Here is a 12,283-nt window from a genome sequence, read left to right on the forward strand (position 1 = left end):
TCTTCATCTACAACTTCGTTCCATCTAGATGTTATCTGTGAAGAAGAACACTTGGTCATAATCTAAGAAAACGCGAGCATTTAAGAGAAAAGCGATTCTCCATAGAGGGAGTTTAGTGGAGGATTAAGCCCTAATTACCTTCATTATTTCAAGAAAGCAGCTAACCCGTTTTCGAGCCTATTCAAACAAAGCCACTCCTTGTTGGGAGTGGCTTTGTTTTTATACGAGATTTTTATTTTGTGGTCAATAAAATCCCTGGATCAAGGGACATTACTCCCACGAACAAGGGACATTTTTGGAGTATATTTGCAATGTGAACATTTGGATGTAGCACTACAATCCTCAACTATGAAATTTAAAAGGAGGAAGACAATTATGCAAATGAACAGATTACATGTCTTTGCGGCGTTTGGGATGTTAGGAGGGTTCTTGGAAATTTTGGGTCCCTTCTGGAACAAGTACTTATCATCAGAAGCGATTAGCGGATCTTTAAACGTGGCGAGCTTAGTGTGCGTTCTGTTGGGAGTTGTGGCTTTTCTCTTTCATCAGAGCAGAGCGGGCATGAATGTATTTATTAGTACGATGGTTATTTTTATTAGCAATACTCTTTTTATGTGCACGAATTGGGTAGATGCTTATGTGAAACCTATGCTAGAGAGTTCATCAGATTTATCGACCGCACAGATGGCTGCCGATATCGTTTTTGTGTTGTATGCACTGAGCTGGTTGTACTTTAGTATTAGTGCGTTGATCGCCAAAAGCTTGCCTCGTACGGGATTAATTCTGATTCTGGCATCACTATTTACGGAGTTCATTCCTTCACCCATTGCACTCTCACCGATTGTGTGGGGAGTTGGACTGCTTTGGTTAAGCCGAGCCATATTTATTAGGGTGAAATCAGATGGTCAACGAAAAGAAGCAACATTGTCAGCTACGGGTAACAACAACTAAGAATTAATAGAAACCTCCATATTATTTTTCCAATAACCACATAGTGAGCAGAAGGGAAGAGCTTCATGTTATTGAAATTATATACAGATCCTAAATAGTAGTAAAAAGGGCGTACGACGATGAGCAAAGTACAAAAGACATTCTTGGTGCATGTATTATGGCTCGTGTGGTTCCTGATCGTGCTTTTATCCCTATGGCTTTTTATCAAGAGCATGATTGCCCAGGACACCGGTTATCGAGTGCTCTGCTCCATGAGTAGATGCTCGAACTATGGTCAATTAACCGTCAAAGAGTTCGTGCAGCTTCATGCTTTCGGCTACCCTTTGTCCTCTTATGCTACTTTCAAAACGGCCATGGTACTCTTAAACGGAATCGCTTTTTACGCATTGGGAGTGCTCTTGTGGTGGAAAAACAAGTATGACTTGTTCACACTGTTCGCTTCCATGATTCTCGTTGCTTTAGCACCAGTCTTGGTAATGGAAGATATCAACCAAGCCGATCCATATAGCAAACTGATAGGGCATGCGATTGAATTTATATCTTCCGGCCTGATCATTTTGCTTTTTTTGTTTCCGAACGGAAAATTCGCACCTCGTTGGACAATGTTTATTGCCGCTTTATGGATGCTTAGCACTTTCGGGAGCGCGTTTGTCCCTGAAATCGTTCTCAATCCGGGTACGTGGCCACACTGGCTTGAAATCGGCTGGATGATCTTAATCTATACAGCCGGTTTCACTTCACAAATCTATCGGTATCGTAAAGTATCCGAAGTCGTTCAACGACAGCAAGCGAAATGGTTCATCGTCAGCCTTGCAGTCGCTTTGATTTCAATCTACAGAGCTTATCTATTCACGGATCCGGAAGGTGTATTCCTAAAGATTATATGGACGCTGCTTCAAACTGTGACCGTATCCTTTATTCCTATTTCTTTGGCAATTGCTTTTCTGAAGTATAAGCTGTGGGAGCTGGACGTTTACTATAACCGCATCGCCGTATATATCCTCTTAAGTGGCATCGTAGCCATCATCTATGCAAGCATCGGTGAGATGTTTGAGACAGTTACTGGAACGAAGGAAAGCTTCCTGATTTCTCTAGTTGCTTCCGGCGTCATTGTCGTTTTGTTTCAACTTATCCGAGAGAAGTTACAGTTCTACGTCAATCAACTCATGTATGGTCAGCGTCATTCGCCTTACACAGCCTTATCCATGCTAGGTAAAAACCTGGAAGCGAGTATTGCTCCCCATACCGTTTTGCCTAGTGTCGTCGAAACGATCGGACAAGTATTAAAGCTTCCGTATGCTGCCATTTACTTGCAGAACGGCGACTCCCTGAGTCTTTCGGCGACCTATGGCGTCCCTAGCGCGCGGCAAATTAACTTGGATCTCAATTATCATCACGAGAAGGTAGGCGAACTTGCCTTAGGTATGCGTTCTTCCCACGACGGATTTACCCAGCATGAACAGCGGCTGATCGAAGATATCGCTCGCCATGTCGGGCTTGCCGCCTATTCCGTCAGACTCACGGCCGATTTAATCAAATCGAAGGAAAACCTTGTCATGGCCAGAGAAGAAGAGAGGAAGAGAATTCGACGTGACCTCCATGACGGACTAGGTCCGCAATTGGCGAGCTTAAGCATGAATATCGAGGCGGCAAGGAATGTATACAAGGAAAACCCACGCGTTGCAGACGATTTACTGGCTGCTACAAGGAACCAATTACAAAGCGCAATTATTGAAATTCGGCAACTAGTATACGCATTGCGACCGCCCGTACTGGATGAACTAGGCCTTCTTTATGCCATTAATGAGTTAATTTTGCAAACCAACAATGGGGCCGTGAAAATTCAACTGCAAGGTCCTTCCCAACTTCCTGTGCTGCCTGCCGCAGTCGAGGTCGCCACCTATCGAATCGTGCAAGAAGCGATCGCGAACGTTATACGTCATGCTGAAGCGAAAGAATGCATCATAAGATTGATATTGAACGAATGTATTCACATTGAAATTCAAGACAATGGGAGAGGAATCGCTCCCACCGCAAAAAGAGGAATCGGCATGATTTCCATGAAAGAACGGACAGAGGAATTAGGGGGCACATTCGAAATGTTCTCCTTATCCGAAGAAGGTACATTAATTCAGGTTATTTTCCCTTTACCCAAAAAGGAGGACTTCGATGGACGCCATTAGAATCATCTTCGCCGACGATCACCCTCTGTTCCGGGATGGGCTTCGAAATCTTCTCACTTCCGTACCGGACTTCGAGATTATCGCAGAGACCGCTTCGGGGGAAGAGGCAATTGCGATCTCGAAAGAACTACAGCCCGATGTGATCATAATGGATCTTAAAATGCCTGGGATTAATGGCATCCAAGCCACTCGTGAAATCTTAAGAACGAGTCCACACATCAGCATCTTAGTATTAACGATGTTCGACGACGATGATTCTGTTTTCTCCGCCATGAAAGCAGGCGCCAAGGGATACTTGCTTAAAGGGGCAAGTCAGGAAGAAACAACGCGAGCCATACGCGCAATTTCGAGCGGAGAAGCGATCTTCAGCGCTTCTATTGCGAACAGACTCATTCACTTCTTCAACAATATAAGTAGAAGACAGCCGTCTTACGCTTTTCCTGAGCTCACCGAACGGGAACTTGAAGTGCTTAGCCTGATTGCGCAAGGAGTCAATAATCCCGGAATCGCGGAACGGCTAGGCTTGAGTTCCAAAACGATACGAAACCATGTCTCGAATATATTCAATAAGCTGCAAGTCGCGGACCGGTCGGAAGCCATCAAACGTGCGAAAGAAGCCGGCATGGGATAATCTTCGGACATTAATAAGAAAGGATGTGATAATCCCAATGAATAATAATTTGTATATCCCCGCCGTACTCATTCGAATCATGGCGATCGCCTGCATTGTTTCGGGAATTCTCTCCATACCGAATCCTTTTTTAGGATTCATGTGCCCGCCGCTAAACAACTCGGAGGTTTGCGTTGTGAGGGAACATCTCTATCTGGGCGAGATCAGCTCGTTGTTGACTCTCCTGGGCCTTGTCGGTTTGTATATTACCCAATCCAAGAATGTGGGGCTTCTCGGACTCATCAGTTTTCTGATCGCTTTTACCGGAGGTGTGCTTGATGCAGGCAACATGTGGATGCGGCAATTTCTATTTCCCATCCTGAGGGATATCGCTCCGGACTTGCTTGATGACGGATATCCCCCTGCGCTAAAGTTCGTTATTCAATTTGGATTCGATACGATGATATTAGGATTGTTTTTATTCGGGATCGCTTCAATACGGGGCAGAGCATTCTCTATTAAATCGTCTTGTTTTCTAATGATTGGCATCGTTCTTGGCCGTTTTGTACCGCTTGGATTTCTCTTGGGGGAACCGCTTTACGGTGTCGGGCTTATCTTGATGGGGCGAGCCGTCTGGCTCAGCCTAAATAAAAGCATTGACTCATCTGCCGAACAGTCGGCAGAGAAAATGACTATTTCGAGTCCTAGTAAAAACTAGGGAGTATAAATCGCTATGAATGCTAGAGTGAACCTTTCTTTCCTGATATTGTTTCAATTATGATATTGACGTTGTTTCTAACTGGCTGCTCAAAAGTAACACCGCCTCCGACCCAAATGGATTCATCTTCGCCCGCCGATGCAAACTCCATTGTGTATACAAATAAACAATACGGTTTTCTTTACCCGAAAGCTGGAATGGTTTTTCCATTGTAATAAGTAAATGGAAAAGCTACGAAGCAAACGATAAAACCGAAACGGGCCCTGTCATATCTATCCGAGACCCTCGTTGGACCGAACAATTGCCAAGACATACCCATATTGGTAATTCCACTGACTTCATGGAATTTTCTTCTGGAAGGTAATATTGCTATTGGAGGGGGACCAATCGCACCAATCGAATTGGGTCAAAACGATAAATTTGTGTTTGCACTTCCCTCACGTTACACCTCTTCCTTACCGCCTGGATACGAAGAGGTGGAGAAAATTTTTACAAAACTCCCCACTGTAAGATTTTAATTAGCTACTCGTAGGTCGGTAAACGACAATGTTGAGTTAACGGGCAGGATTCTTCGATCAGTTCACCGAATTTAATAGTTCAAGATTTGGTAGTAAGATTGCGTTCCGTGGACTAAGGCATTATTTGAAGAGGTGTGCACTTTATATGAACGTACAAGAACAAATCGAAAATTATATGACCTGCCAATCTGAACCAAAGCGTAGTGATATGCAAACTTTGCACCGCATCATTCTGCAAGTAATGCCAGTATGTAAATTATGGTTCTTAGACGGTAAAAACAATGAAAATATAACGGTTTCTAATCCTAATATAGGATATGGAATCCACACCATAAAATATGCTGATGGAAAAACCAGAGAGTTTTATCAAATTGGTATCAGTGCAAATAAAACCGGAATCTCTGTCTATATCCTTGGTATTAAAGATAAGACATATTTAAACCGGACGTATGGAAAAAAACTGGGCAAGGCGAGTGTGAGCGGATATTGTATTAAGTTCAAAACACTAAAAGATATAAACATTGACATTCTTGAAGAGGCAATACGATTTGGGGTTGAGGCGACACGATAATATACTTCTGATTTTCTATAAAAGGACAAGAAAATATATTCATACAATCCGCGTGCAACGCGGCTTTTTTATTTTATCGATGTAAGAGCATTTCTTTGTAATGGGAAATGCTCTTTTACATAATTTAAGGGATGTTTAAATAACAACAATAATATAATATAAAACAGTACTTATTTATTGTGATACGATAAACATTGTGCTAATATCATGTTGTTACTAAATAAGCGAGGTGTTTGTAATGCATGTTAAACGAGGTTCAACCACGTTCTTAAAGGTAATTATTGTACTGATTGGAATCGCAGTGCTTGCTTTGTGTATCTGGTTGCCTGAGATAGCCGTTAGAGATGCAAGGGTACATCCAGAGACGGCTTCCTTCCTAATCCCCTTTTTAATATGCGCATACGGATTTTGTATTGCGTTATCTGTTGTGTTGTATCAAGCATATAAACTATTAACTTACATCGAGAAGAACATTGCTTTTTCTGGATTATCGCTTAAATCATTGGAGATTATAAAGAAATGTGCTTTTACAGTTATTTTCCTTATTTTGATAGCAATAGTTAGTTTAAGGGTGCTTGCTCAAGTTATAGATAGTGATGATGCTGCGGGTCCTACTTCATTATGTTTAATGGGCATCTTAGCAACAAGTATCATCGCAGCCATTGTGGACGTACTTCAAAAGCCATTAAAAAATGCCCCGGATATAAAGTCAAAATAATGAAAGACTAACGGAGCTTTAAGGCTCTGAATTGAAGAAAGCTCAGAAAACCGCCTTTTCACCAAGGCGGTTTTCTTATGGTCCAATATCGACTTTAGAGTATAACATAGCCTAATAATCACCGCCTTCAAGCGAGCAGTTCGAGATCATGTTACACTAGAGTTGTTAGATTTCAACAGATTCGGAGGCTCTAATGAAACTTAAAACAAAACTTATCATTGCGATAATCGGCGCGGCTGCTGTGGTATTTTCTTATTACTGGGTGGTTGGCTATCCGGCTGCATGGACGATACAAATGGCGGATATCGCGAATAACACGGAGAAGTTTACAGATAATCACGGTTATGCCGTTACGGGGGAGTATTCCGTTTCCATCGATTTGGCCGATTTGGAGAGCAACGTAGGAAAAGAGTTGTACAATGATGGGGCGCACCGGATTTATGTGATGTGGATCGATAACGCCGGCTTGCAAGGAGGAGGGTATCGGATCGGATTTCGGGCGGTTGGAACTTATTCGCGTAACGGAGCGTCATTAATTTCGGGCACGCATCATAAGACGGTAGGCGAACATGAGTTCACAACTGAGATGGCTGCGAAGATGACGGCTGAATATAAGGGAAACGAGTATGAAAGCACCACGTACGGCACCGGCGGCCTTAATTTCAAGGATGGGGATGAATTTTCATTCTACCTATTTCCGAATGATGCGTATGAGAAGGATGCGATAACGTTAAGCGAAGAAGGCATTGTCCGACTGACGGTTACGGGATTGTATCAAAATCTATGGTCCAGGCAACAGGAGAAATCGCGCGCTTAGTCGGATCGAGATGTGCTCAAGCGAGAGGACGCAGAAGGACTGCTGTTCTGCGGCTTGCTATAAAGAAAAGGAGAGGCGCAATGCGCCTCCCCTTCCACGGTATTATTAAGGTGTAATGTATTTCTGTCTATCCTCTTCACTTAACGTGTAAAATCTGCTTGAGCCACGGACGATGGTTGTTCCATCGACAATACGTACGGAGTGTTCATTGTAAGATTTAATTGTCGAAATAGGTCTCATGCGCATACGATCTTGGTAGGCTTCAATGGGTTCTTTATGCATCATCGCTAATTCGAAATCTTGGTCTGTCTTTAATTCTTGTTTAGGAGCGAATAGCGGTTTTTCTTTTGCCATGATTAGGTTATCCTCTTCTCCAAAGGTGCTTTTATTAGTAAATGTTACACCAGTACAACACGCAAAGCAAATTTAATACAATTAATTTGTTTGGAGTTAATGGAAAGCAGGAGTCCAATTCATTTTATGGGAGGCTATTTCATATGGCAGAAACAAATATTAACAGTGTCTCATTTCTTCAAGTTCCAGTTAAGAATCTTGAGGAATCCATGGAGTGGTACATAAGTAAACTAGGATTTGAGCTGCACTTTAAACGACCGGACAATAAAATGGCCATAGTTGCTCTCCCTTCGGGTCCATCGATCTTTCTGTGCGAAAGGGAATTGCACCAGGGAACCATGTCGGTCGTTATCGGTTTTGAAGCAGCGGATATCGTGAAGTTACTGTCCGACCTAAAGAGTAAAGAGGTACAAATTGGCGAGGTTAGAGAAGAAAGAGGAGCTATTCGAACGGAATCCGGAGAAACAGAGATCCTTGGAATGGATTTCGATTTTTATGACCCTAGCGGAAATATGTTAGTGGCTCATGGTAAATCAAATTTCGTAGCGTAGAGTTTTGCCGAGGTGAAAGTCTCATTATAAGCCGAACTTAATTTGTCTTCTCGCGCTTATTTTCAACCGTTTGCGGAAGTGTGCTATTATATTCATATCTTTAGAAGTTTAATGATTAAGGAGCAAATGCCATGAACCAGATTCAACAATTCAAAGCTGAGTTCTTCAAGGCTCTCGCTCATCCGATGCGAATTCGAATTCTTGAAGTTCTATGCGAAGGCGACAGAAACGTAAATGAGTTACAAAACATATTAGGGTCTGAAGGTTCTGCAGTATCTCAACAGTTGGCGGTACTTAGAAATAAAAATGTCGTATATGGCTCAAAAGAAGGAACAACAGTCATTTATTCCTTACGAGACCCGCTTATCAAAGACTTATTATCCGTAGCAAAGCAAATCTTCGATAATCATCTCGTCGATGCGATTTCACTGCTCGAAGACATTCGCAAAGAATCATAAATCGTACAAATCAGGGTATCCATGTGAAATGATGGATGGCCTTTTTTTATATTCACAGAGGTTTCTTCGCGAACGAAATCCCGTTCTTTTCGTGTTGACACCGACTAAATCCAGGAGTATTATTCCATATATATTCAAATAATCAAATATTCAAAATAAGAGGGTGAATCGGATAAAATGGACAGGAAGATTTGAAGGGTATCATTCATCCGCGTTCAGAAAAGATCTTATCTCCGGTCTGATTGTAGGGGTTATCGCCATTCCATTAGGGATGGCATTTGCTATTGCTTCAGGTGTTAAGCCCGAATATGGCATCTATACGACTATTGTTGCCGGTATCTTCATTTCGCTGTTCGGCGGCTCTAAATTCCAAATTGGCGGACCGACAGGTGCTTTTATCCCCATCCTATTTGCAATCGTCATGCAGTACGGCTACGAGAATCTATTGATTGCCGGTTTTCTTGCAGGCATTATTCTTGTCGTCATGGGGGTACTAAAGTTTGGCAAATTAATTACGTTCATCCCCCGTCCTGTTACGATAGGTTTTACTGCCGGCATAGCGGTTATTATTTTCAGCGGACAGATCGCGAGCTTCCTAGGTCTTAAAAGTATTGAAAAACATGAACATTTCTTGCCCAACATGAGAGAGATTATTACGCATCTATCAACGATAAACATCTACAGCATCTTGACTGCGGGAGTAGGCTTGATTCTCATGATCGCAATGCCGAAATTAGTACCTAAAGTTCCGGGATCCTTAGTTGGGCTTGTCATTTCCAGTGTCATTGCTGCACTGTTCTTCAAAGGAAGCGTGGCTACAATCGGATCCGTCTATGGGAACATACCTAGTGCACTACCTCATTTTCACTTTCCGGAAATGACATGGGGTAAGATAGAAATACTGATTCAGCCTGCAATCATCATTGCACTTCTTGGAGGGATCGAATCACTGTTATCCGCAGTGGTGGCCGATGGCATGACAGGCAGCCGCCATAACAGCAATCGTGAACTGATTGGCCAAGGAATTGCAAACATGGTGACACCTCTGGTCGGTGGGATACCCGTCACCGGAGCGATCGCACGAACTGCAACAAACATCAAGAGCGGCGCAGTGTCGCCGATATCAGGGATCATACACGGTATCGTCGTTTTTCTAATCCTCCTATTACTTGCTCCCTATGCATCAAATATCCCTCTTGCTAGCATGGCTCCCATCCTGATGCTTGTTGCTTGGAATATGAGTGAGCGCAAGAAGTTCATGCAGATCCTAAGAACAAGAACAACTGACTCAGTGGTATTACTGATCACATTCTTATTGACCGTTTTTACGAACCTGACGACTGCAGTCGAGGTGGGACTTGCTATGGCAATTATTTTTTTTGTCAAAAGAATGAGCGAGACGTTGACTATCACAAAGGTTTTACCCGATCCGGCCATTCATCATGAAAAGGTAAAATCTTACATGGTGACAGCAGAACGCGATTGTCCGCAAATCAACATCCTCACAATAGACGGCCCTTTATTTTTTGGGACTGCAAGTAGGTTTGAGCAATTAGTCATGGATACTCTCCGAATACACTCGAGAATTGTATTGCTGCGCATGGGTAAGATCCCATTCATGGATACAACAGGGGAGTCCCAGTTCGCAGTCCTAGTGAAGCATACAGAGAAACTTGGCAGCATAATTTTGATATCGGGAATCCAGTCGCAGCCATTGGAATTGCTGAAACAAACAGGATTGATTGATCGTATTGGGAGAGACCGCGTGTTTGAACATACAGGCAATGCGATCGATCATGCGATTGCCCACTTAGATACTACTAAATGCTTGGGCTGTAAACACTTCGCTTTTCGCGAATGTAATGCTTTATCCAAAAAAAGGGTATGAGTGGCGGATGAAGAATTTTACATTTGACGAGTCCATTAACTAACGGGAGTGTGTTCCTTTGAGTAACGAGAATGTTTATCTTAAGAATTTCCTGCAAGTGAGATTAGTTTCGGATTTCGAAAAAGCAAGAACGTATTATCAAGATGTACTAGGATTCCAAGTTGACGGATGGGGACATACCGAACGCGGAAATAATCTTGGCTTTATCCTTCAACAAGCTAATAAGCCGGAAGACGTTCGCCCTAATCCAAAGCCGGATAAACCGACCGGGGACGAGCAAACCATTGGATGGGATTCTTATTTTTATAGCAATTTTAACGGGGTTGGACAAGTATATAATGAATTCAAGTCAAAGGGAGCAATAATCGCATACGAACCAAGAATAGAACGAATGGGAAACAGTCAGTGGAAACATTTCGCGGTTAAGGACCTGGATGGATATGTCATGGTCTTCGGTGGGAGTGATTAATACAGAAAGATGATTGAGGAGAATGATAGGATGAGAAAACACATTGCTTTTGGTCTTATTGCTTTCTTGGGGCTAGGTACGATCTTTTCACCTGTTGTCGGTGCAACGACTACTGCCAACGCAGCTACAACTACCAGCACAACGACTACTGTCAATGCGGCAACTCTTTTTGATTACAATGTCAGTCTCGCGAAAGAAGATTTTTCCAAAACGGTCATTATGGAGATCGGGCAGGAGCGATTTTTTATAGGCGGCAATGAGGCCGGCGGCGATAAACCATTTGTTGAGCAGGGCCGTACGATGGTGCCGCTGCGCACAGTCGCTCAAGCTTTTGGTGCTAGAGTAGATTGGTCTGCTCCAAACAAAGAAATTACGGTAACGCTGAACAGTCTGAAAGTGGATTTGATATTAGGCAGCAAGAAAATACACGTAAATGGGGTTGAACAGGAGCTGGATGTAGCGGCTGAGGCTTCCGGTGGTCGTACTTATTTACCTTTGCGTTCTATTGGCGAGGCTTTGGGAAAATCGGTTGGTTACGTTAACGCCCATAAACTGATTTTCATTGCTGAAAAACCGGTATTTATTAAAAAATATGCTGACAGTTATCGATATCTAGCCATGTTTCAATGGGCAATAGAAGGTAAAGGTAATAAAGTGTTTTATGGTGACAATAACTTACTCGTTTACTACAAGGCTGATGGATCAATGGTTTTGCATGATTGGTCTGGTCGCGAATATCCTTTTAACAGCTATAATCCTTATCCAGGGACTCCCGGGACTCCGTTTCATTGGTTTACGGTTTCGGATACCAAATACCTGGTCTTCAGTGTTGACGCGGAAGTCGGGGAAGATTCTATTTATCAATATAAAGACGGCAAGCTAAAACTTATCTATGCTAACCCTATTTTCGATATCAAATTCACCAGTACAGATATGTATATTTTGGTTAATGGTCCAGGTGTTGATCCGTGGCCTATAGTAAATGATCACAGCAATTTATTGAAGGTGAATTTACAAGATTCTACCGAAGAGTATCTTGGTGTTAAAGGTTATAGATATGGCGTTAAACTGCAAAAGACTCCCGAGGGCACTATTGCGGTAATGAGAGATAAGTGGGAAGTTGCAGATGATGGCGTTTATCTTTCCGGGTATTATGATTTGGGTACAACCGATGAGAGGAACACTACCTCCGGGCGTTATAAAGTCCATTTAACAGGCCAAAGTCATGAGAAATTGACGCGATAAATCTAGCGATAAATTGTAACACGATTGAAATCCGATCTTCATCTCGGTTTAATGAAGGATCGCTATAATAAAACTCAACCCCCTTTTAAAATATATACATTTTAGACCCGCAGCCCGTTGGTCAAGACCCCATTTAGTGGACAGATAGAAAAAGCCCTACCCAATAAGCTGTCTCCGGTATTGTTCCGGAGACAGCTTATTTAAGTTTCTTTGCGGACGATGGTTGTTGTAA

The 12,283-nt window shown here is 42.7% G+C and carries 13 protein-coding genes; 12 read left to right on the forward strand and 1 reads right to left on the reverse strand.

Annotated elements, in window-relative coordinates; translation table 11 throughout:
• Positions 1-375 precede the first annotated feature (375 nt).
• The 7 genes from AC6ESO_RS30300 (at position 376) to AC6ESO_RS30330 (ending at position 7,086) form a co-directional block, all read left to right on the forward strand.
• Positions 376-951 carry a hypothetical protein gene (locus AC6ESO_RS30300; protein ID WP_497094592.1) on the forward strand — a complete coding sequence of 192 codons (576 nt, stop codon included), beginning with the start codon at positions 376-378 and terminating at the stop codon, positions 949-951.
• A gap of 119 nt (positions 952-1,070) precedes the next feature.
• Positions 1,071-3,134 carry a sensor histidine kinase gene (locus AC6ESO_RS30305; protein ID WP_497094593.1) on the forward strand — a complete coding sequence of 688 codons (2,064 nt, stop codon included), beginning with the start codon at positions 1,071-1,073 and terminating at the stop codon, positions 3,132-3,134.
• On the forward strand, positions 3,121-3,765 hold the full coding sequence (locus AC6ESO_RS30310; protein ID WP_497094594.1) for a response regulator transcription factor: 645 nt from the start codon (positions 3,121-3,123) through the stop codon (positions 3,763-3,765). The genes AC6ESO_RS30305 and AC6ESO_RS30310 overlap by 14 nt, the downstream gene beginning before the upstream one ends.
• A 37-nt stretch (positions 3,766-3,802) precedes the next feature.
• The gene (locus AC6ESO_RS30315; protein WP_497094595.1) at positions 3,803-4,462 is read left to right on the forward strand and encodes a hypothetical protein; all 660 of its coding nucleotides are present in this window, start codon (positions 3,803-3,805) and stop codon (positions 4,460-4,462) included.
• Positions 4,463-5,125: 663 nt separating this feature from the next.
• Positions 5,126-5,551, forward strand: a complete 426-nt coding sequence (locus tag AC6ESO_RS30320) for a DUF1801 domain-containing protein (protein WP_497094596.1) — start codon at positions 5,126-5,128, stop codon at positions 5,549-5,551.
• A 238-nt stretch (positions 5,552-5,789) separates the two neighbouring features.
• Positions 5,790-6,269, forward strand: a complete 480-nt coding sequence (locus AC6ESO_RS30325) for a DUF2975 domain-containing protein (protein WP_497094597.1) — start codon at positions 5,790-5,792, stop codon at positions 6,267-6,269.
• 193 nt (positions 6,270-6,462) lie between these two features.
• Positions 6,463-7,086 carry a hypothetical protein gene (locus AC6ESO_RS30330; RefSeq protein WP_497094598.1) on the forward strand — a complete coding sequence of 208 codons (624 nt, stop codon included), beginning with the start codon at positions 6,463-6,465 and terminating at the stop codon, positions 7,084-7,086.
• 105 nt (positions 7,087-7,191) lie between these two features.
• Here AC6ESO_RS30330 and AC6ESO_RS30335 read toward each other — a convergent pair whose 3' ends face one another.
• Entirely contained in the window at positions 7,192-7,440 is a 249-nt protein-coding gene (locus tag AC6ESO_RS30335) for a hypothetical protein (RefSeq protein WP_497094599.1), read from the reverse strand.
• Between the two features lie 143 nt (positions 7,441-7,583).
• Here AC6ESO_RS30335 and AC6ESO_RS30340 point away from each other — a divergent pair, with 143 nt between their 5' ends.
• The 5 genes from AC6ESO_RS30340 (at position 7,584) to AC6ESO_RS30360 (ending at position 12,051) form a co-directional block, all read left to right on the forward strand.
• Positions 7,584-7,991 carry a VOC family protein gene (locus AC6ESO_RS30340; protein WP_497094600.1) on the forward strand — a complete coding sequence of 136 codons (408 nt, stop codon included), beginning with the start codon at positions 7,584-7,586 and terminating at the stop codon, positions 7,989-7,991.
• A 131-nt stretch (positions 7,992-8,122) separates the two neighbouring features.
• Positions 8,123-8,449: a metalloregulator ArsR/SmtB family transcription factor gene (locus AC6ESO_RS30345; protein WP_494819985.1), complete on the forward strand. Its 327-nt coding sequence runs from the start codon at positions 8,123-8,125 to the stop codon at positions 8,447-8,449.
• Positions 8,450-8,621: 172 nt separating this feature from the next.
• Positions 8,622-10,337, forward strand: coding sequence for a SulP family inorganic anion transporter (locus tag AC6ESO_RS30350; RefSeq protein ID WP_497094603.1), 1,716 nt, complete (start codon positions 8,622-8,624; stop codon positions 10,335-10,337).
• Positions 10,338-10,395: 58 nt separating this feature from the next.
• Positions 10,396-10,806: a VOC family protein gene (locus AC6ESO_RS30355; RefSeq protein WP_497094601.1), complete on the forward strand. Its 411-nt coding sequence runs from the start codon at positions 10,396-10,398 to the stop codon at positions 10,804-10,806.
• A 30-nt stretch (positions 10,807-10,836) separates the two neighbouring features.
• Complete coding sequence (locus AC6ESO_RS30360; RefSeq protein WP_497094602.1) at positions 10,837-12,051, forward strand: stalk domain-containing protein; 1,215 nt, start codon at positions 10,837-10,839, stop codon at positions 12,049-12,051.
• The last annotated feature ends 232 nt before the right edge of the window (positions 12,052-12,283 follow it).

Source organism: Paenibacillus rhizoryzae, from assembly GCF_059686995.1.